The organism is Bartonella sp. MF74HXZ (assembly GCF_042194445.1).
Taxonomy (GTDB): Bacteria; Pseudomonadota; Alphaproteobacteria; order Rhizobiales; family Rhizobiaceae; genus Bartonella; species Bartonella grahamii.
Genome location: NZ_JBHIMW010000002.1, coordinates 318,217 through 338,438, shown reverse-complemented (window position 1 = coordinate 338,438; position 20,222 = coordinate 318,217). Strand labels below are relative to the sequence as shown.

20 protein-coding genes and 1 pseudogene are annotated in these 20,222 nt (G+C 38.6%); 11 read left to right on the top strand and 10 right to left on the bottom strand.

Translation table 11 applies throughout. The annotated features are described in order from the left end of the window. From ACFIJ8_RS02760 to ACFIJ8_RS08545, 6 genes and pseudogenes are all read left to right on the top strand, one after another. The coding region (locus ACFIJ8_RS02760) for a TrwH protein (protein ID WP_375638957.1) at positions 1–103 on the top strand (103 nt) is incomplete at its 5' end. Beyond that, positions 100–801 (top strand): virB8 family protein, encoded by a 702-nt coding sequence (locus ACFIJ8_RS02755; protein WP_273787619.1) that lies wholly within the window; start codon positions 100–102, stop codon positions 799–801. The genes ACFIJ8_RS02760 and ACFIJ8_RS02755, both read left to right, overlap by 4 nt. A 13-nt stretch (positions 802–814) precedes the next feature. Next, complete coding sequence (gene virB9 / locus ACFIJ8_RS02750) at positions 815–1,621, top strand: P-type conjugative transfer protein VirB9 (RefSeq protein WP_026500187.1); 807 nt, start codon at positions 815–817, stop codon at positions 1,619–1,621. Beyond that, the gene (virB10, locus tag ACFIJ8_RS02745) at positions 1,621–2,778 is read left to right on the top strand and encodes a type IV secretion system protein VirB10 (protein WP_375638956.1); all 1,158 of its coding nucleotides are present in this window, start codon (positions 1,621–1,623) and stop codon (positions 2,776–2,778) included. The genes virB9 and virB10 overlap by 1 nt, the downstream gene beginning before the upstream one ends. Continuing rightward, complete coding sequence (gene virB11, locus ACFIJ8_RS02740; protein WP_375628127.1) at positions 2,753–3,814, top strand: P-type DNA transfer ATPase VirB11; 1,062 nt, start codon at positions 2,753–2,755, stop codon at positions 3,812–3,814. The genes virB10 and virB11 overlap by 26 nt, the downstream gene beginning before the upstream one ends. 934 nt (positions 3,815–4,748) lie before the next feature. After that, positions 4,749–5,737, top strand: a pseudogene (locus ACFIJ8_RS08545) (integrase). Between the two features lie 1,359 nt (positions 5,738–7,096). On the opposite strand, the gene ACFIJ8_RS02735 reads toward ACFIJ8_RS08545, so the two are convergent. The 7 genes from ACFIJ8_RS02735 to rimM all read right to left on the bottom strand — a co-directional run bounded on the left by ACFIJ8_RS02735 (position 7,097) and on the right by rimM (position 13,214). Then, entirely contained in the window at positions 7,097–7,876 is a 780-nt protein-coding gene (locus tag ACFIJ8_RS02735; protein WP_273787617.1) for a succinate dehydrogenase iron-sulfur subunit, read from the bottom strand. A gap of 15 nt (positions 7,877–7,891) precedes the next feature. Further along, positions 7,892–9,736 carry a succinate dehydrogenase flavoprotein subunit gene (sdhA, locus tag ACFIJ8_RS02730; protein ID WP_026500184.1) on the bottom strand — a complete coding sequence of 615 codons (1,845 nt, stop codon included), beginning with the start codon at positions 9,734–9,736 and terminating at the stop codon, positions 7,892–7,894. 6 nt (positions 9,737–9,742) lie between these two features. Beyond that, positions 9,743–10,129, bottom strand: coding sequence for a succinate dehydrogenase, hydrophobic membrane anchor protein (gene sdhD, locus ACFIJ8_RS02725; RefSeq protein ID WP_015857036.1), 387 nt, complete (start codon positions 10,127–10,129; stop codon positions 9,743–9,745). Between the two features lie 18 nt (positions 10,130–10,147). Then, positions 10,148–10,549, bottom strand: coding sequence for a succinate dehydrogenase, cytochrome b556 subunit (sdhC, locus tag ACFIJ8_RS02720; protein WP_015857037.1), 402 nt, complete (start codon positions 10,547–10,549; stop codon positions 10,148–10,150). 474 nt (positions 10,550–11,023) lie between these two features. After that, positions 11,024–11,464: a 50S ribosomal protein L19 gene (gene rplS / locus ACFIJ8_RS02715; RefSeq protein WP_015857038.1), complete on the bottom strand. Its 441-nt coding sequence runs from the start codon at positions 11,462–11,464 to the stop codon at positions 11,024–11,026. Between the two features lie 209 nt (positions 11,465–11,673). Beyond that, the gene (trmD, locus tag ACFIJ8_RS02710; protein ID WP_375638951.1) at positions 11,674–12,372 is read right to left on the bottom strand and encodes a tRNA (guanosine(37)-N1)-methyltransferase TrmD; all 699 of its coding nucleotides are present in this window, start codon (positions 12,370–12,372) and stop codon (positions 11,674–11,676) included. A 284-nt stretch (positions 12,373–12,656) separates the two neighbouring features. Further along, positions 12,657–13,214 carry a ribosome maturation factor RimM gene (gene rimM, locus ACFIJ8_RS02705; protein ID WP_375638950.1) on the bottom strand — a complete coding sequence of 186 codons (558 nt, stop codon included), beginning with the start codon at positions 13,212–13,214 and terminating at the stop codon, positions 12,657–12,659. A 132-nt stretch (positions 13,215–13,346) separates the two neighbouring features. Between rimM and ACFIJ8_RS02700 the strand changes: the two genes are divergently transcribed. Next, positions 13,347–14,168 (top strand): SapC family protein, encoded by an 822-nt coding sequence (locus ACFIJ8_RS02700; RefSeq protein WP_015857041.1) that lies wholly within the window; start codon positions 13,347–13,349, stop codon positions 14,166–14,168. A gap of 3 nt (positions 14,169–14,171) precedes the next feature. Then, positions 14,172–15,140, top strand: a complete 969-nt coding sequence (locus tag ACFIJ8_RS02695) for a tyrosine recombinase XerC (protein ID WP_375638949.1) — start codon at positions 14,172–14,174, stop codon at positions 15,138–15,140. Between the two features lie 20 nt (positions 15,141–15,160). Here ACFIJ8_RS02695 and ACFIJ8_RS02690 read toward each other — a convergent pair whose 3' ends face one another. Continuing rightward, the gene (locus ACFIJ8_RS02690) at positions 15,161–15,433 is read right to left on the bottom strand and encodes a BolA family transcriptional regulator (protein WP_015857043.1); all 273 of its coding nucleotides are present in this window, start codon (positions 15,431–15,433) and stop codon (positions 15,161–15,163) included. A 125-nt stretch (positions 15,434–15,558) separates the two neighbouring features. Between ACFIJ8_RS02690 and ACFIJ8_RS02685 the strand changes: the two genes are divergently transcribed. The 3 genes from ACFIJ8_RS02685 to cobT all read left to right on the top strand — a co-directional run bounded on the left by ACFIJ8_RS02685 (position 15,559) and on the right by cobT (position 19,271). After that, on the top strand, positions 15,559–16,179 hold the full coding sequence (locus ACFIJ8_RS02685) for a J domain-containing protein (RefSeq protein WP_375638948.1): 621 nt from the start codon (positions 15,559–15,561) through the stop codon (positions 16,177–16,179). Between the two features lie 201 nt (positions 16,180–16,380). Next, on the top strand, positions 16,381–17,361 hold the full coding sequence (cobS, locus tag ACFIJ8_RS02680; RefSeq protein ID WP_273787614.1) for a cobaltochelatase subunit CobS: 981 nt from the start codon (positions 16,381–16,383) through the stop codon (positions 17,359–17,361). Between the two features lie 14 nt (positions 17,362–17,375). Continuing rightward, entirely contained in the window at positions 17,376–19,271 is a 1,896-nt protein-coding gene (cobT, locus tag ACFIJ8_RS02675; protein WP_375638947.1) for a cobaltochelatase subunit CobT, read from the top strand. 51 nt (positions 19,272–19,322) lie between these two features. Here cobT and ACFIJ8_RS02670 read toward each other — a convergent pair whose 3' ends face one another. Together ACFIJ8_RS02670 and ACFIJ8_RS02665 are read right to left on the bottom strand one after the other, a co-directional pair. Then, entirely contained in the window at positions 19,323–19,859 is a 537-nt protein-coding gene (locus ACFIJ8_RS02670) for a HaeIII family restriction endonuclease (protein WP_375628116.1), read from the bottom strand. Beyond that, positions 19,828–20,220, bottom strand: a complete 393-nt coding sequence (locus ACFIJ8_RS02665) for a HaeIII family restriction endonuclease (protein ID WP_375638946.1) — start codon at positions 20,218–20,220, stop codon at positions 19,828–19,830. The genes ACFIJ8_RS02670 and ACFIJ8_RS02665 overlap by 32 nt, the downstream gene beginning before the upstream one ends. Between the last annotated feature and the right edge of the window lie 2 nt (positions 20,221–20,222).

Sequence of the window (20,222 nt, the reverse complement as noted above, 5' to 3'; positions counted from 1 at the left end):
ATCAGCTTGTGCGTTAGCACCAAAGCTAAAACAGCCCAATGATAGGAACCGTGTACCTATTAATAAAACAATCCCTGCCGAAATCAAGCGAGGAGACAGATGAAAACAAAACAAGTAAAACCAGTGAAAGCCGAACAACTTAGCAGTTATTATGAAGAAAGCCGTGGCTTAGAACGTGATCTTATCAATGAATTTATAAAGTCGCGCAGAACGGCATGGCGTGTAGCAAGTACTGTTGGTCTTTTTGGCTTATTCGGTATGATATGTGGAGTCGTTGGATTTTCTCAACCAGCTCCAACTCCCTTAGTATTGCGCGTTGATAACACAACGGGTGCAGTTGATGTTATCTCAATCATGCGTGAACACGAAGAAAGCTATGGTGAAGTTGTAGATAGATATTGGCTAAACCAATATGTGCTTAACCGCGAAAATTACGACTACGATACCATTCAACTGAACTATGACACAACAGCACTTTTAAGTGCGGCATCTGTTCAACAAGAATATTATAAAATCTATGATGGAGAAAATGCACGGGACAAAGTGCTTTCCAATAAAGCACGTATCACAGTCAAAGTACGATCAATCCAGCTTAATGGACTCGGTCAAGCAACTGTACGTTTTACGACTCAGCAACTTGACAGCAGCGGTGCTACTACCGGACCAAAACAGCACCAGATTGCAACAATTGGTTACACCTATGTCGGTGCACCCATGAAATCATCTGATCGATTGCTTAACCCCCTTGGTTTTCAAATAACAAGTTACCGTTCTGACCCAGAAATACTGTTAAATGATTAAGGAATTGATTGTTATGAAAAAACTTGCGTTCGTTGTTCTATTGTCTTCGTTTTCTTCTCTTTATACGGTACCTGTGCAGGCGCTCAAAAGCCCATCAAATTCACAATATGATCACCGCATTCGCTATATAACATATAACGAAGCCGATGTGGTTCAAATTGAAACAGTTCTTGGTGTAGCAACACATATTATTCTTGAAGAAGGTGAACAGTATATCACTCATGCCTTTGGCGATTCAGAAGCCTATGCCTTTGCTCATAAAGGGCGGCATATTTTTATTAAACCAAAAGCAGAACTTGCCAATACCAATCTCATCGTTGTAACGGACAAACGGAGTTACAAATTCCGACTACAATTTCGAAATGACCGTGCAGGATCAACATATGAATTAGCTTTCCATTATCCCGATTCAAATGATGAAAAGTCAGAAGAAAACAACCGACGCCTTGCGATTGAACATGGTTTTCACCAAAGCGTCAAAGGCTATAATCTCAGTTATACTATGAGCGGTCACCAAGATATTGCTCCGATAAATGCTTGGGACAATGGGCGTATTACTTACTTCAAATTTCCCGCTAACATGGATATGCCATCGATTTATGTCGTAGATGCTGAAGGCAATGAAAGCTTAATACCACGCACCGTTATCGGCAGTTCTAATGATATTATCGCCGTTCATAAGGTCAATCCTAAATGGCTCATACGGCTTGGTAAACGCGCTCTAGCTGTTTTTAATGAAGCCTATGACCCCAATGGCGTACCAAACACAACAGGGACAGTATCTTCGGTGGTTTATCGTATCAATAAAGGAGGAAAATGATGTTTGACAATAAGGAAGGAGAGGGAAAAGGTACAAAACTGGACAACGTCGAGCAAAAACATATTGAAGGTACTTATGGAGGGTCGGAACTAGGTTCTGAACGTCGTCCGACAATTCCAGGTACCCGTGCATTGTTAGTGGTAGGACTTATTGTCATAGTAACGATACCGATTGCCTTGACTTGGAAAGCTTTTAAAATGCGTAATACCGTGGAAGTTGAGGAAGAAAAACCACAACAAATAGTACAGCAAATTATACCAAACTATGTCCCTCGGATTATAGAAGAGCCAAAGACTGTAGAAGAAGCAGAAAAATCAACGCAAATAGAAGATTCAAACCTAGATATTCCACCGGCCTTGAGTAAGCTTCTTCAAACAGCCATTCCTCCACATATGCTCCAAGATTCTGAAGAATTAGCACGCAAACGTATGCTCAGTTCTAGCCTTAACAACGGTGGTAGCGAAGGATCTACAGATACAAATAATAAAGCATCGAATAAAGATAGAGGTAGTGGCGTATTATTTGATAACCTTCAGCCCGTGCGTTTAGGTCAATCACATGCGATGCAACTTCGTAACCGTGACTTTTTGATTACGCAAGGAACGCAAATAGATTGCACGCTAGAAACAAAGATCATTACATCACAACCCGGAATGACGACATGTCATTTAACACGCGATATTTATTCCACAAGTGGTCGTGTTGTTTTGCTTGACCGTGGTTCTAGAGTCGTTGGTTTTTACCAAAGTGGCATACAACAAGGACAAACGCGTGTGTTTGTGCAATGGTCACGCATCGAAACGCCTTCTGGTGTTGTTGTCAATCTTGACTCACCTGGCACAGGTCCTCTGGGTGAAGCGGGTATTGGTGGCTGGGTTGACAGACGCTTTTGGGAGAGATTTGGTAGTGCAATTATGGTAAGCATTATCGGTGATTTAGGAGAATGGGTAAAAGGAAAAGTTAGTAAAATCAGTAAAGAAAATAAAGAGAACTCACAAAATAAAGGTGCTCAGAATCCTGAATCTATAGCAATCGATGTTCTTCAAAATTCCATCAATATCACACCAACACTTTACAAAAACCAAGGCGAACGAGTAAATATTTTTGTTGCTCGTGATCTGGATTTCAGCGATGTCTACAGTCTTGTCACACGTTAACCCGATACAGAAAGATCAAGCAGTTTTTCAACTTCTGCAACCGCTTGATTGTTTCTTAGAAGATCCCTCGATCACTGAATTATCGATTTGCCGCCCCTGCGAAGTATGGACGAAAAGCTTTAAGGGTTGGCAAGTACATAGCGTACCAGAATTAACAACCACTTTTTTGCAAACGCTCATTACAGCTATTATCGTTTATAACGGTATGGCTCCCAAAAGTATTAATTATGTGCTATTGCCTGGTGGACAACGTGGTACAATTATACAAACACCAGCTGTCGTTGATGGTGCTCTTTCCTTTGTAATTCGTAAACATTCTCTTATAGTTAAGACGTTAGAAGAACTCAAAGAAGAAGGTGCATTTGATGATTTCTCCGACGTAAGTTTTAACAAACCTTCGGAAAAAGAAGCAAATAACTTGTTATCGAAGCAGGACTTCACACGGTTGGAGCCATTTGAAGTTCAACTTTTGCAACATAAACGTGATGGGAAAATTCTTGAATTTTTACAAGAATGTGTCTCTCACAAACGCAACATTATTATTGCAGGCAAGACAGGATCTGGTAAAACAACATTTGCTCGCTCTTTAATTGAAAAGGTCCCTGTAGAAGAGCGTATCATCACAATTGAAGATGTTCATGAGCTTTTTCTACCCAATCATCCCAATCATGTACATATGATTTATGGTAACAATGTAGGCCGTGTTTCAGCTGAAGAATGCCTAGATGCGTGTATGCGTCAGTCGCCCGACCGAATTTTTCTCGCTGAATTGCGAGGTAATGAAGCATGGGAATATCTCAATTCACTCAACACTGGTCATCCCGGATCGATTACAACAACGCATGCCAACAGCGCTTTGCAGACATTTGAACGATGTGCCACCTTGATTAAAAGATCAGAAGTTGGCCGGCAACTCGAGTTAGAAATGATAAAAATCGTCCTCTATACAACAGTTGACGTAGTGTTGTTCTTTAGAGATAGAAAACTCTCTGAAGTCTTTTACGACCCGATTTTTGCCAAATCAAAAATCGCTTAAGGGGAACTTCCTCTCTCGGTAATATGATGCAAACAAAAATAGCCGTCACTAATTATTACGGCTATTTTTTAACTTTTCCTATTCTCTTTACTTCTCCAATGCATTTTCTACACTCTTCATGAATAAAAGAAGAAAAAAGTTAATAGACAAAAACTTTACGAGAAAACCAAATTATACATAAGGCTCTCTCTATTTTCTTACCTTTAATCATTTTTTCCATTTATCTTTTGATAAAGGTATGTTTGATGCAAAAAAAATAGCTATAAAATAAATATTTCAACAAAAGAAAAGAATAAATTTTGAATCGCCTATCAATGAAAGCTTTGTAAAATAGATACTTTCGATCATCACAAACAATTATCGTCATCAAGACCAAAACTTATCGTTTAAAAATTCTAAGTGCTATTTTCAAGTGATTAATAAATGTGTTTTTTAATCAAACAATCTCCAGATACGGAAAACCTCATACGAAATAAACTATCGCATCTATAAACCACTTTCTATTTGGTAATAAAAAGTATAGTGGCATATCAACGTCTTCTTCGGACGAAGAAAGATTCTTAACCTCCGGCTGTTCGTAAACAACCAAATTTCTCTTAAGCAAGCTTTGCTAACCATATTACGTGGCTTATGTCCCTATCCTAAAGACGATATCCATAGATTACACAAGGTAAGCTCTACTCTGAATATTCCTGCTCTCTTCTCTGCACCTCAAAAAACGAAAATTCCTAAAAGCACAGATTTAAAATCCCTCTTCTTAAGATACATCACATTGATTTATAAAGAGTATTCATTATTCTGCATGTTGAATAAAAGATCTTAGTACCGTAGGATTCTCTCATTACATGTCTCTTGCACATTCCAAATAAATAAAACCGTGTAGAATGAAACTGTATAAAAAAGCACTAAAAATGCCTCTTATAAACCGTCCCAAATGCCAAAAACTGTCGCAACATTGGGAGTTGGCAAAGTGTATAATGGCGCCCAGCTTGCTCTTTTATGAAGTGTAAAGATAGAAATGCTCTACAAATTTTATATTGTTCATCGGGACTTTACCCTTATACCCTCCACAAGCCCTGTCGCGAAATGAGCTTGGGAACTTTAAAGAGAGGGTTCTTTAAAACAAGCACGTAAATTGACAAGCCAAATGTATTTGGTTTGGGACGTTCTGTTTTGCATAAGGGTTGTGATCTTTTTAAAGAACGAGAGAAACAAAAGCGTGAAGCAATGCGTAATCTCTATTATTTAAAAGGCATTACTCTAGACGCTTTTGAAAGTCATAAAACTGAACTAAAAATGACAACCAAAATGCAAACTGGTTTGCACCTTTACAGCTTCATATTCCCCAAAAATTAGGAAGCTGTATACCGGTTTCAGAGATTACGCCAACAGAGAGATACGTAATACTCTTAACTCCCATCTGATAGGTAAAAGCTACAACAGCAAAAGCTCTTTTAGAGAAACAACGCCATAAAGTCATTAATAAACCGACAATGAATTGGAGAAATGTTCTAGATTTTTATCAAACACTCTGCAAAGCAACAATAATGATACAACTGGCTTTGCGTCTGCTTATTCTTACAGGTGCTCGTACCCATCTCCTGCATCAATTCGTGAAGATCAGATTGAAGGGGATATATGGACAATTCTTGGCTCGAAAATATGAACGGTCTGCGTGATACTACAGGAGATTTTCGCGTGCCCTTATGATCAGAAGCATTAAAAATTTTAAAACAAGCACGCTTGTTTTTTCGCAATGATTTCTTTTTTCTGTAACCGGTCGTGGTCCTTATTAATGTGAATTTCCTATCACAATATATAAGAGAGATTAGACTAAAAACCTGTCCACGTAGATTTCGCTCTCATTTACGTAATTGGCTAACAGACTCCACCCATCACACCTCAAAGGACGAAACCTCTTAACACGCAAACTAATCTGCAAACAATCCGCCCCCTCGCCTAGAAGATTTCAGACCACTTTAATTACCACATCCTAAATACGATAGTGTTTTATAGCACAACAGAATAAATACCAAAACAATGACTGATTATACCGTTAATACTTGGAAACCTCTTTTTCATGTTAAGAAATATCTTTTATGCTGAAAAATAAAAAACACTTTTACTGCTTAAACAACTTTCTTAAGCATACATACAAGAACAATGAAATACCCTAACATAATAAATAAGATCTAAACCTAGAAATCTCTATTTTTGATAGATAAAAACATATAACATCAAAACCTCCGAAACTCGTCAAAATACAACATATTTTCTTTGATGATTGAATTTATTCAACTCAAACGAACCTACAAACACCGCTTATTCCACATTCGCAACATGTGTTCTTAGAATTCTTACTATCGTTTTCTAAATTTTTAGAGAAACCTATAAATTTGCTATTTTTTCAAACGTCTTATCTGCTCTTTAATGAATTTAAATCTATGACGTTACAATAATTTTAAATTACTTCCCCCTTAACTGTATGATCTATCTCTACAATAAATAGGAATTTTAAGTTCTCCATTTTTTAAGAACTATAAATTTTGTTTTTTAATGCTATTAACAATCCAATCTTTAAAATAAAAAATATGACCTTTAAATATATAAATGATGTTATCAAAAATTCCTAATCCCTGAATATTCGCAATGTTTTCGATATTATAATAAACGTATCGTAAAATGACAAACTGTCATAATGATCACTTCTTTGTATTTCATATGAATAATTTACATGCGTTATAATATTTGCATCAGCATTTATTTTTTGTGCTCTATTTATACAGAGTTATCTTTTTATAAAAAATGATTAATTGAATCTGCATTAAAATGAAAATTTTGATACGAATTTAATAAAAATAAAAACACATGGCATATTGATTTTATTGTTTTTACACAGAACACTATTTAAAGTATAGTTTACCCGAAAGACTAATGCCTTTTTAAAGGCAATAATAACTATGGTAACCACCTCATAAAAGCCAATAAATTTTTAGAGATTAAACCTCAAGAAGCGCAAAAAACACGCACAATTTTCTGTTTTTCTTTTTACTGTTCGTTAATCGGTCAATTTTCAAAGTAATATCCAACTATGAGTTTTCTGCTCAGCCATTGCAAGGATTGCTTCTACAAGGATTGCTTAATTTTTAGAGATTACTTCGCTTTTAGAATGATTATAGCTACTGCACCCTCATAAGCAGCCGATCTTCTTTTAGAGATTTAATTGCTAAAAGGAGATACAATTTTTTACCTTGCGCTTCATTTTCATCAAGCAATAAATTTTCAAAGGCGGCGTTCAACCATGAGTTTTTTAATTTCAGCAATCGCTTTCGCTGGATTTAATCCCTTTGGACAAGTTTGCGCACAATTCATAATCGTATGGCAACGATAAAGACGGAAAGGATCTTCTAAATTATCAAGACGTTCACCACACATCTCATCACGTGAATCCGCAATCCAGCGATAAGCTTGAAGCAAAACAGCGGGGCCCAAATAACGATCACCGTTCCACCAATAACTTGGACATGAAGTCTGACAACACGCACACAAAATACACTCATAAAGGCCATCGATTTTTTGGCGATCGGAGTGACTTTGTAACCATTCTTTTGCTGGTTCAGGAGAAACTGTTTGCAACCAAGGCTCAATGACTCGGTGTTGCGCATAAAAGCGCTTCAAGTCAGGAACCAAATCTTTAACAACAGGCATGGAAGGCAAAGGATAGACTTTAATGGGGTGTTTTACATCATCCATCCCTTTGGTACAAGCCAATGTATTGGTTCCATCAATATTCATCGCACATGAACCACAGATGCCTTCACGGCAAGATCGACGAAGTGTCAAAGTTGGATCAATATGGTTTTTAATAAACAAAAGCCCATCAAGAATCATTGGACCACAAGCAGAACGATCTACGTAATAAGTATCCAGACGAGGATTATTCTCATCATCAGGCGACCAACGGTAAACATGAAATTCTATCAGCTTTGTCGCACCTTCAGGTTTAGGCCAAACCTTCCCCGGTTTGACTTGAGAGTTTTTGGGAAGCTTAATTTGTACCATAATTCGTGTCTCCCCTTAATAAACCCGTTTTTTAGGTGCAATGCGTTTTAAATCGATCCCACCATCAGCTTCAGATGTTAACGGGTCTACATGGACAGGTCGATATGATAACGTCACCTTACCCTCTTTTGACAAATGTGAAAGCGTATGTTTACGCCAGTTTTTATCATCACGCTCTGGATAATCTTCACGAGCATGAGCGCCACGGCTTTCTAGACGGGCTTGTGCAGAATGAACAGTCATGATTGCATTCGCCATGAGATTTTCAAGCTCTAACGTTTCAACCAAATCAGAATTCCATATCAGAGAACGATCTGTGACTTTGAGGTCAGACAATTCCCCCCAGATTTTATTCATCCGTTGACATCCTTGTTGCAAAGAATCTTCTGTACGAAATACAGCCGCATCTTCTTGCATCGTACGTTGCATTTTTTCACGCAATAGAGCTGTTGGTATCGCCCCTTGCGCAAAACGTAAACGATCAAAACGCGCTATAATTTCATCAACAGCTTCTTCATTGATGGGTGGAATTTCTGCATTCCGATCAATAACTTCACCCGCGCGAATGGCAGCAGCACGACCAAACACCACAAGATCAATTAATGAATTTGACCCTAAGCGATTAGCTCCATGAACAGAAGCACATCCTGCTTCTCCTACCGCCATCAGCCCTGGTTGAATACGATCAGGCGAATCAGCCGTTGGATTGAGAACTTCCCCATAGTAATTGGTAGGAATCCCACCCATATTATAATGAACCGTTGGCAAGATGGGGATAGGCTCTTTTGTTACATCCACACCTGCAAAAATCCGTGCTGATTCCGAAATTCCCGGTAAACGTTCGTGCAAGATTGCAGGATCAATATGATTGAGAACCAAATGAATATGGTCCTTCTTAGGTCCAACGCCACGTCCTTCACGAATTTCAAGTGTGATACAACGCGAAACCAAATCACGTGAAGCCAAATCCTTAAAGGAAGGTGCATAGCGCTCCATAAAGCGTTCACCTTCAGAATTGATTAAATAACCTCCTTCACCACGAGCTCCTTCTGTAATTAAGCAGCCAGAACCGTAAATCCCTGTAGGATGGAATTGCACAAATTCCATATCCTGAAGTGGCAATCCAGCGCGTGCGACCATTCCACCACCATCACCCGTACAGGTATGCGCCGATGTCGCGGAAAAATAAGCCCGTCCATAACCACCGGTTGCAAGAACAACCATTTTGGCAGAAAAACGATGTATTGTACCATCATCGAGATCCCATGCCACAACCCCCGTACAAACCCCATCAGTCATGATAAGATCGAGTGCAAAATATTCAATAAAAAATTGCGCATTATGCTTTAAGCTTTGTCCATAAAGCGTATGCAAAATGGCATGGCCTGTACGGTCAGCTGCTGCACAAGTACGCTGAACAGGTGGACCTTCACCAAATTGTGTCGTATGTCCACCAAAAGGACGTTGATAAATTTTGCCTTCTTGCGTCCGCGAAAAAGGAACGCCATAATGTTCTAATTCGTAGACAGCAGCAGGTGCATTACGCACCAAATACTCCATTGCATCGGTATCGCCCAACCAATCAGAACCTTTCACGGTATCATATAAATGCCACTGCCAATTGTCAGGTCCCATATTTGAAAGCGATGCAGCAATCCCCCCTTGTGCTGCAACCGTGTGTGAGCGAGTTGGAAAAACCTTCGTAATACAAGCTGTCTTTAATCCTTGTTCCGCCATACCAAGTGTTGCACGTAATCCTGCACCACCTGCCCCAACAACAACAACATCAAATTTATGATCTACAGTGCGATAAGGGGCGTTACCTGCTTTAGCGCCCAGAGATGATCCTGTACCCGCCATACTTGTTTAACCCCCTAATGCAATTTTCAAAAGAGAAAAAATAATGACACCACCTATGAGAAAACAAAATGAAATATTTAACGTCAAAAAGAATATCCGAAAACCTTCACGTGGAATATAATCTTCAATGACCACTTGCATACCAAGCTTCATATGATAAAGGACTGAAAAAGTCATTAATCCCATCAAAATAGCCACAACAGGATGTGCAAGCCGTGCACGCACAATGCTATAATCCTTGCCTACAAGCGAAAGAATAAGAACAATAAAAAATATCAAAAGCGGCAGATTGACAAGCCCAGTCAAACGCTGTAGCCAAAAATGCTCTGTTCCTTCATGAGCACTCCCACGCCCCCGTACTTTTCCAAGTTCCGTTCGAAAATCTTTTTTCATATCTCTTTTCACCCCCAGCTAAACAACGCTATATCCAATAATCCAAATTACAAAAGTAACAATAAGAGAGATAAACACTGTCGCCCAAGCAGTGACTGTTGCCTTTTCTTTTGCCAAAAGGCAAGGCATCATATCCCAAACAATGTGGCGAATACCACCAACCATGTGATGAACCCCTGCCAAAGTATAAAGAAACAAGATACACAATCCAAACCAAGAACTATAAATCTCGTGAACCGTTCTGAATGTCTCCTCCCCACAAGCAATAGCAATCAACCAAACAGCAAGAAAGACCATTCCAACATAAAGTGCCATACCCGTAACGCGATGCGCAATGGACATAGCCATAGTAATTGTCCAACGATAAATACTTATATGAGGGGAACGAGGGCGCTCTTTTATCCTAGTTGTCTCTGTCATAAAATATCCTGACCTGGTTTTTACTGCAACCGCAATGAACGAGAAAGTCCGCATAAAACGACTAAATATATTATCTCGTTTTTACTTGTTTGGCATCTCAAGATACCAATATTACAGGTCGGTTGTCTCAAATAACGGATTAAAGGTCACGCATAAAAAAAACCGATTACTCCACGGATATAATCCGCAAAACTCGCCTTAATCTAATACAATTTTATCTTCACGTCAAAGGTCTAACATCTTTTCTCAGATATAAATAGGCATTTTTTCAGATTAAACTTATCTTTTTGATTATCCACGATACATGCAATGATATCTAAATTCACCCGTTATTAAGAATAAAAAGAAGCAAAAATTGATAGATTAAACATTTTTATGTCCCCTCCAAGCCTTTTAAAAGACAAAACGAATCACAAAAGACACAAAAAAGCGGCATAAAAGCCGCTTTTGCATAAAGTTTAGCCGATATAATCTTTACTCAGCAACTTGCTTTTCAACATCTGTGCTTACAGCTGCTGCTTCTACTTTCGCAACAACCTTTTCAGCTTTTTTCCGATAATCTCTCTTTTCAGCGATACGTGCAGCTTTACCTCTCAAACCACGAAGATAATAGAGTTTTGCACGGCGCACTTTACCACGGCGCACCAGCTCAACACCTTCAACCAACGGAGAATAAACAGGAAACACCCGTTCCACCCCTTCACCATAAGAAATCTTGCGTACTGTAAAGGTCTCATTCAACCCACCGCCTGAACGCGCAATACAAACACCTTCGTAAGCCTGAACACGCGTCCGCGTACCTTCCGTCACACGCACCATGACACGGACTGTATCTCCTGGCTGAAAGGCTGGAAATTGGCGCTTTTCTTCAATTTTTGCACATTGTTCAGCTTCAAGTTGTGCGATAATATTCATTTCTTTTATCCTTCATGTTCTTTATCGAACAGTCAGAGCGCTCAACTCTTACCCAAAAAGCCTTTATTAAGAATAAGGAGCTCTTTAGGCTATGCCTTACACAGGAGCGAATACACCATTCCTTCATTTTAATTTTGGAACTACAGAAAACCTTTTATAAAAAACTCTCTAAAAAGAGAGCCATGCAATACACCACCTTATCATATGAATCAAGTTTTCTGATGATTTTTATCATAACGCGCATAAAGATCAGGGCGACGTTGACGTGTTAACAATTCGGCTTGACTTTGACGCCAATCTGCGATCGCTTTGTGATGACCTGAGAGCAACACAGGCGGAATACCCCGCCCTTCGAAAAGAGAAGGTCGTGTATATTGCGGATGTTCCAGTAAGCCATTTTCAAAACTTTCACACTTTGCAGAAGCTGCATTCCCCATCACTCCAGGCAGAAGACGTATAATAGCATCTAAGATAACCAATGCGGCTGTTTCACCCCCTGAAAGAATATAATCACCAATAGAGACTTCTTCTAATTCTCGTGCTTCTATGACTCGCTCATCAACCCCTTCAAAACGTCCACAAACTAACGTTACACCCGTATCACGAGCCAAGCTATGCGCAAAAGCTTGGTCAAAAGGGCGCCCACGTGGACTCATCAATAATCTTGGCGAATCCTGTGGACAAAAATCAAGAGCAGCCGCCAATACATCCGCCCGCATTACCATACCAGCCCCCCCACCAGCAGGTGTATCATCAACGCTATGGTGTTTGTCCAAAGCAAAATCCCTAATCTGTACCGTCTCCAGTGACCAAATTCCGCGCTCTAAAGCTTGCCCTGCTAAAGAATACCCTAAAAAACCAGGAAACATTTCAGGATAAAGGGTTAAAACGCGCGCCTGAAATTTCATTTTATTTCTCATCCTTATTTTCTTAAACAGACTCTTAATAGCAAAAATAGCACAAACAAGACCTTTAACGTTATAGCGTTAATCTGAATCTCCTTGATCTGCGCCATATTTAATACGATCTTTCTAAATACTTGCACTAAAAAAAGACTCTAAAAATTCAAGACTATCTCGAGATAAAGTGCTTACAATATCTGCTCAAAGGTGCATTTTTAATATTTCCACACTCTCCACTTTTTATTAACGAAATTCATCAGTTATTTTGACCTTCATCTTTATTTTTAGATTCAAGCTATTTCCTTTTTATCATTGTCTCCCCCATCACTTAAACCAGCTGCCATGGGATCAACAACAAGAAAACCAGAATCCATACAAATTTCTGGTACCGCCACCTTACTAAAGGGAATAAGAACTCTTTTATCCGTATTCAAACGTATTTCAAGCAAATCACCAGCCCCGAAATTAAAGAAACCACACACTTCCCCTACGACTTTTCCCCCACAGTCTTGAACACGCAAGCCTATTAAATCAACTTGATAAAACTCATCCTCATCCAGATCATCAATTAATTGATCACGCATTACATAAAGGCGAATACCTTTTAAAGATTCAGCAACATTACGATTTTCTACCCCTTTAAAACGTACAATCGCCTTATTTTTTTGTATGCGAAGAGTTACAATTTCATAAGAACGCCCCATATCATCATAAAGAGTGCTGTAGGACTTGAAACGCTGTGGCTCAGCACTTAGAATTTTAACAAAAACATCTCCTTTTATACCATGAGGCATACCAATAATGGCAAGATAGACTTTATTTTTAAGCTTTTCTTTATTATACTTCATGCGAAAATATTATCTCTCAAAAATGAACCCTTCAATCTTATAGTTTTCTATTCAATCTTGTTGCCATATGAGACAATCTTCTAAAAGACCTTTCTTGGTAACAAAAAACAAATTAATAAAGGAGAAAGTCTTATGGCAAATATTATGCTATTTTACAAAGATATCACACCAATCAACAAAGTTTCCCATAAAAATCTAAAATTTGCTCCTCCAAGTGATATGTCTTTTGCCAAGGATACTCACTGGGTTCCTTTAGCAAGTACTGAATATTTTCAAGCAGCACTAGACTATCCTATTTTATTTATGTGCGCCGAAGATGAACAAAAAAAACGGCACTACACATCCGCGGCTCTTGTCGGTCTTTCTAATGACGAAAATGACTATATCGCTTCTGATAAAAGTTGGAAAACCAATACTTATGTCCCTGCTTTTGTCCGTCGCTATCCTTTTGTTCTAGCACAAATTAGCAATGAAAAAGAACTTTCTGTTTGCTTTGATCAACAGTCAGGTATGTTTAATGAAGTTGCAGGAACAGAACTTTTTAATTCCGACGGCTCTATTTCTCCTTTTATGGAAGAACGTATTCGTTTTCTTGAAAGTTTTAAAATCGCTATGGAGAAAACCTCTGAGTTTATTGATGCTCTTGTGGAAATGGATCTTCTAAGCCAAAAATCCATCAATGTGAAAAACGATAAAGGACTCTCAGCGCAATTGGAACATTTTTGGGTTGTTGATGAAGAAAAATTGAATAAATTATCAGCAAGCCAACTTGCCAAACTTCATAAAAATGGCTTTTTAGGATTAATTTTTGCGCATTTGATGTCAACGCACAATCTCTTAAAAATACTCTCTCTCAAAGGTGAAAAGCAACTTATCAATCGTGAAGAGCAACCCCAAAACAAGAATGGTCATTCTAACGATGAAAAATCTAAAAAGAAAGAAACTCTCAACTAGATAATGCCTATCAAAAACGACAAGAGAAAAGATGAAAATATTCCTCTCATTCCAGCAGACCATGCAATTTTAAACGCAAGGAAAAATTGGTTAGAGTGTCTCGTCCAAACACGTCGTATGTCGGCACAAACAGTGCAAGCCTATGAACGTGATACGCGGCAATTTTTGTCTTTTCTCTGTCAACACTTAAGCCATACACCAACCCTTACAGATCTTGCTCATTTACGCATCAGTGACTTGCGTGCTTATCTTGCTTATCGGCGTACAAACAATGTAAGTACTCGCTCTTTAAGCCGCGGAGTGGCAGGCATACGTTCTTTTTTCAAGTACCTATCACGTGAAGGAATCGTCAATGTTCCCGCGGCTCAACTTATCCGAAGCCCCAAACACCCAAAATCACTCCCAAAACCTTTAGCGATCAAATCAGCACTTCACATAGTCAAACAAGAAAACCAGCTAGAAAATGAACCTTGGATTAGTGCTCGTAATGCGGCTGTCCTCATGCTTCTCTATGGCTGTGGAATGCGAATATCAGAAGCCTTAAGCCTCACACCAGAACAATTTTCTGATCCTGAAAAAACAAGTTTATTTATAACAGGAAAAGGCGGAAAAACACGCCTTGTTCCTCTCATCAAAATTGTTTACGAAGCTGTACAAAATTATCTCAAATGTTGCCCATATCCTTTAGTGAATAACCAACCCATATTTCGCGGAGCACGAGGCGGTCCCCTACAACCCGCCATTATTCAGAAAACTGTACGCAACTTACGAGCAAGCCTTGGTTTACCAGAAACTGCAACGCCTCACACACTGCGTCATTCTTTTGCCACCCATCTTTTATCACGGGGGGGAGATTTGCGCACAATTCAAGAACTTCTTGGGCACGCTAGTCTTTCCACCACACAAATCTATACCCATGTCGATACAGACCATTTGTTAAAAATTTATCAAAAGGCCCATCCCCGTTCCTAAAAAACGCCTCATTAAAAAAATTAAAGAGTTTCAACCTCAAGTGCCAAGGCATGGACACAAGTAGCTAACTCTTCTTGTAAAACTTTATAAATCGCGCGATGTATTTCTACGCGTGTCATATTAGAAAAAGAAGAAGATAAAATTTTCACTCGAAAATGTGTTTCTCCTTTACCATCAAAAGCATGTTCATTATGAGGATGCCCCTCATGAAGATGACTTTCATTAATCACTTCAAGCTTTTGCGGATGAAAAGCATCCTGAAGCTTTCTCTTGATTATTGTTTCTATAAACATTTTTCATTCCTCAAACAAAATGAACGTGCAAAAATACACCTTTTTCATAATAAAATAAGTGTGAAAACAAATTTTTCAAAAGTCAATTCTTGTAAAATTAATCAATTTTGCATAAACACAAGAGTATGACAATAACATCTAAATTATTCGATTCAATTCGCATAAGCTCAAATAAAAAACAAAAAGCTGAGCCAGAAGCGCAGCAGTGTCAGTGGGAAGGTTGTGAAAAAACAGGGTCCCATAAAGCACCAGCAGGTCGAAATCACGAAGGACAATATCTATATTTTTGTATTGAACACGTACGCGCCTATAATAAAAATTTTAATTACTTCTCTGGTCTTAGCAATAAAGATATCGCAAAATTTCAAAAGGATGCTCTCACAGGACATCGTCCGACATGGCCTACAGATCTGAGCAATGTTACATCGAAAAAAACAGCCGCTAATTATGCAAAGATTCGCTCTGGAACAGCTGCCTATCAAAATCGCATACGCGATCCCTTCACGCTTTTTACTGAGCGGCATTCAAGCAATAATTTCTCACGAAAATTAAAGCCCTTAGAAGCAAAAGCTTTTGATACACTGGGACTACAGGCAAACGCTTCAGCAGAAGACATCAAAATGAAATATAAAGAGTTGGTAAAAAAGCACCATCCTGATTCCAATGGTGGTAATCGTGCTTCGGAAGAGCGCTTTCGTGATGTTTTACATGCTTATAATTTGCTAAAAAAGTCTGGTTTGTGCTAAAAACATGTACTTGTATGAGCCCATTTTCATTTAGACCATCATTATTTGCGCAAGATATTATCTTTTTTTTGCAAAACATTATAGAATACGTAAAAATCTTCCTTCACATCTAAGGCTCTCATTATAGAGCATTGCATAAATGCTCTAACTCTTGTATCGTTTTCTAATGAATAAATAGCGTCCCTCCCTTCCAAAAACACAATGACAAATTTTACCGTTGAAAATTTACCCGATATTACACTTTGTGCTCGCGATCTATTTCATATTGAAACAGATATGGAAATCCCTGCTTTTAGCACAAAAAGTTCCCATGTTCCTGATATCGATCCTGATTATCTTTTTGATCAGCAAACAACTTTAGCGATTCTCGCAGGTTTTACCTTTAACCGTCGTGTAATGGTTTCTGGCTATCACGGTACAGGGAAATCAACGCATATTGAACAAGTTGCTGCACGTCTCAACTGGCCTTGTCTTCGCATTAATCTCGATAGTCATGTAAGTCGTATTGATCTTGTAGGAAAAGACGCTATCGTTTTAAAAGATGGCTTACAAATCACTGAATTTAAAGAAGGCATTTTACCATGGGCTTATCAAAATAATATTGCTCTTGTTTTCGACGAATATGACGCTGGGCGTCCCGATGTTATGTTTGTCATCCAACGCGTTCTTGAAACCTCTGGAAAACTAAGCTTACTTGATCAAAGCCGTGTCATCTCTCCACATCCAGCCTTTCGTCTTTTTGCAACAGCAAACACCATTGGTCTTGGTGATACAACCGGTCTCTATCATGGTACCCAACAGATCAATCAAGCTCAAATGGACCGCTGGTCTATTGTTACGATACTCAATTATTTACCCCATGATAAAGAGGTTAATATCATTTGTTCAAAGGTCAAATCTTTTCAAACGGCTGAGGGGAAAAAGACAATTTCACAAATGGTTCATGTTGCTGATATGGTACGCCAATCTTTTATCAATGGAGATCTTTCAACTGTCATGAGTCCACGTACCGTCATTACTTGGGCAGAAAATACAACAATTTTTCAAGATGTCGGCTTTGCCTTCCGATTAACCTTTCTCAATAAATGTGATGAACTCGAACGTGCCACTGTTGCAGAATTTTATCAACGCGCCTTTGGACAAGAACTTCCCGAATCACTCGTTCATGGTGTTTCGCCTTAAGGAATCTGTCACTCATGGCTACCGACATTGGCGACAACAAAAATCTGGCAAAAGACTCTTCCAACAACACTCTTAATGCTGAAGCTTTTAAAAAAGCACTTTCCACCTGTATGCGTGCAATTGCAGGCACAAACAACCTTGAAGTTTCCTTTAGTCATAACCGACCATCTTTAAGCGAAAGTTGTGCGCGTTTACCAGAATTACCTCAATACGCAACGAATAAAGACATCACCATTACCCGCGGATTAGGTGATTCCATGGCTCTACGCAAAGCATGGCATGATAACCGTATTCACATGCAATTTGCTCCACTAGAATCAGAAGCACGTGCTGTCTTTGATGCCCTCGAACAAACACGTGTTGAAGCAATTGGCACTTTAGCCATGGAGGGACTTGCAAAAAATCTTGATATCATGCTCGCCGATAAATACAAAAGAGCCCATTATCATAAAATTAGCAACCAAAGTGAAGCCCCCATCCAAGAAGCGATTGCACTTTTATTGCGTGAAAAAATAACAAAGCGCACAGCTCCAAAAGAAGCAGGTCCTGTCTTAGAATTGTGGCGTCAAGAACTCGAACAAAAAGCAGCAGCAGAACTCAATGAACTCCCACATCATATTTACAACCAACAAGCTTTTGCACAGATTGTTTGCCAAATGCTTGCTACACTCAAAATGACAGTGCAACAAGTTAAAGCTTCTAACAGTGAAAACAATAAAAAATTTAAAAACGAATGTGAACCTCAAGACCAAGCAGAAGAAGAGAGTAAAAACAAAAAACACGCTCAAAGTGAAGAACAAACCAGCACTGAACAAGAAAGTGAGGTGCAAGACGACGGAAAAACACAAGCGACACAATCAAACAACAATGATCAAGCTGACGGCGAGCAAAAAAATGGACCTTGGCAAGAAAAGCCGAGCAGAGCCAAACGCCTTTTTTCCGATTCGGAACAAATGGAAAGACTCGGTGATTATAAAATCTTCACTCGTCAATTTGATGAAATTTTGGAAGCAACAGATTTTTGTTCTGAAAACGAGTTAGATCACTTACGCCGTTATCTTGATAAGCAAATCAATCATCTTCAAAACATCGTTGGCCGTTTAGCAAACCGTCTCCAGCGCCGCTTGATGGCGCAACAAAATCGCAACTGGAACTTTGACCTTGAAGAAGGATATCTTGATACAGCACGGCTTCCACGTCTAATTATTGATCCTATGCAACCCCTTTCTTTTAAAATGGAAAGCAACACCCAATTTCGGGACACAGTTGTTTCACTCCTCATTGATAATTCGGGCTCAATGCGCGGACGCCCCATTAGCGTTGCCGCAAGTTGTGCTGATATTTTGGCACAAACTCTTGAACGTTGTGGTGTCAAAGTTGAAATTTTAGGTTTTACCACTAAAACTTGGAAAGGAGGAAAATCGCGCGAACAATGGCTTACCCAAAACAAACTTCATAATCCTGGACGCCTCAATGATTTATGCCATATCATCTATAAAAGTGCTGATACCCCATGGCGTCGCGCACGACGCAATTTAGGTTTAATGATGCAAGAAGGATTATTAAAAGAAAACATCGACGGAGAAGCTTTAATTTGGGCTCATCAACGCCTTTTATCACGGCGTGAACAACGTCGCATCCTCATGGTCATTTCTGATGGTGCTCCTGTTGACGATTCAACATTATCGGTCAATGCCAGCAATTATTTAGAAAAACACTTACGCGCAGTGATTCAAGAAATCCAAACACATTCCCCCATTGAACTCATTGCCATTGGAATTGGTCATGACGTCACACGTTATTATCAGCGTGCTGTAACAATTATGAATGCTGAAGAACTCGCTGACGCCATAACAAAACAATTAGAAATACTTTTTAGTGATAAAATGCCTCATATTCATAAGAAATAAACCTACCTTGAAACAGCCAACAGTTACATCTTAAAAAAATTATCTCTATCATTAAACCATTGGAATTTGATGACTAACAACCTGAGAAGATAATCCCACAAATTGAATATCGAACTTTAAGGAAGCTTCTACTTTACTGGATGCATTATGAATTCTAAAAGAAATGCTCCAACCATCTTCAAAAATTATAATGAGTTTGTTTTTACTTTCTGGTTTTATTGCAACTGATAAAATTTTGCTTGGAATTTTCCATTTACGACCATATCCCAGAGTGCCATTCAAATTAAAAGACTGAATAATAACCCGTTTTTGTTTAGATCTTGTATCTATCATAATCTTATAAAAATCATAAGAACCTATAACATACTGAAACAATAGCTTCACAAATTTATCTTGATAATCTAAACAAAGCCTTTGAAGTTCTTTAGAAAAAGCTTCTAGGATTGGAAGATAAACTCTGCTGTCTTTATCCTCTATATCTCTAAAGAACATCTTCTTATCTCTAAGCTCTGCTAAATAATCAAAAATAGGTCTAACTTCATTGAAATAAAGGCTGCTACACGGGGTAACCTGCCCATTCTTTACCAAAATCTATTTTACCAGAAAGGCGAGGATGTTTGATAGCGCTATGATTATGTTTTGCAGAAATACCAATGTGATTTTCAGGAACTTTTAAAATAATATCACAGACATCTCCTTTGATTCCAACAAAATCTTCCTGAAGAACAATAGTTTTCGTGTTTCTAATATTTTTATCATGTAACTGTAAGAAAACAGCTGCTTCAATAGAAGCGAGATTTAAAAGCCTTTTTTCAGTATCATTAAATAAATTATAAAAAGACTCCGCTATTTGAAAGGACGAGTTAAACTCTACAGAAGCTTTTGTTGCTTTTTTAAACCCCATGGCCAAAGCATATTCAAAGGCTTTTCCATTTTCTACCTGATTCATAC

Bases quoted from the DNA above. Each gene is read 5' to 3' on its own strand.
- cobS (WP_273787614.1), top strand. From the start codon at position 16,381: ATGACAAATTTTACCGTTGAAAATTTACCCGATATTACACTTTGTGCT.
- virB9 (WP_026500187.1), top strand. From the start codon at position 815: ATGAAAAAACTTGCGTTCGTTGTTCTATTGTCTTCGTTTTCTTCTCTT.
- cobT (WP_375638947.1), top strand. From the start codon at position 17,376: ATGGCTACCGACATTGGCGACAACAAAAATCTGGCAAAAGACTCTTCC.
- sdhA (WP_026500184.1), bottom strand. From the start codon at position 9,736: ATGGCGGGTACAGGATCATCTCTGGGCGCTAAAGCAGGTAACGCCCCT.
- ACFIJ8_RS02735 (WP_273787617.1), bottom strand. From the start codon at position 7,876: ATGGTACAAATTAAGCTTCCCAAAAACTCTCAAGTCAAACCGGGGAAG.
- ACFIJ8_RS02695 (WP_375638949.1), top strand. From the start codon at position 14,172: ATGCCTATCAAAAACGACAAGAGAAAAGATGAAAATATTCCTCTCATT.
- ACFIJ8_RS02690 (WP_015857043.1), bottom strand. From the start codon at position 15,433: ATGTTTATAGAAACAATAATCAAGAGAAAGCTTCAGGATGCTTTTCAT.
- rplS (WP_015857038.1), bottom strand. From the start codon at position 11,464: ATGAATATTATCGCACAACTTGAAGCTGAACAATGTGCAAAAATTGAA.
- ACFIJ8_RS02755 (WP_273787619.1), top strand. From the start codon at position 100: ATGAAAACAAAACAAGTAAAACCAGTGAAAGCCGAACAACTTAGCAGT.
- ACFIJ8_RS02665 (WP_375638946.1), bottom strand. From the start codon at position 20,220: ATGAATCAGGTAGAAAATGGAAAAGCCTTTGAATATGCTTTGGCCATG.
- ACFIJ8_RS02685 (WP_375638948.1), top strand. From the start codon at position 15,559: ATGACAATAACATCTAAATTATTCGATTCAATTCGCATAAGCTCAAAT.
- virB10 (WP_375638956.1), top strand. From the start codon at position 1,621: ATGTTTGACAATAAGGAAGGAGAGGGAAAAGGTACAAAACTGGACAAC.
- sdhD (WP_015857036.1), bottom strand. From the start codon at position 10,129: ATGAAAAAAGATTTTCGAACGGAACTTGGAAAAGTACGGGGGCGTGGG.
- trmD (WP_375638951.1), bottom strand. From the start codon at position 12,372: ATGAAATTTCAGGCGCGCGTTTTAACCCTTTATCCTGAAATGTTTCCT.
- rimM (WP_375638950.1), bottom strand. From the start codon at position 13,214: ATGAAGTATAATAAAGAAAAGCTTAAAAATAAAGTCTATCTTGCCATT.
- ACFIJ8_RS02700 (WP_015857041.1), top strand. From the start codon at position 13,347: ATGGCAAATATTATGCTATTTTACAAAGATATCACACCAATCAACAAA.
- sdhC (WP_015857037.1), bottom strand. From the start codon at position 10,549: ATGACAGAGACAACTAGGATAAAAGAGCGCCCTCGTTCCCCTCATATA.
- virB11 (WP_375628127.1), top strand. From the start codon at position 2,753: ATGTCTACAGTCTTGTCACACGTTAACCCGATACAGAAAGATCAAGCA.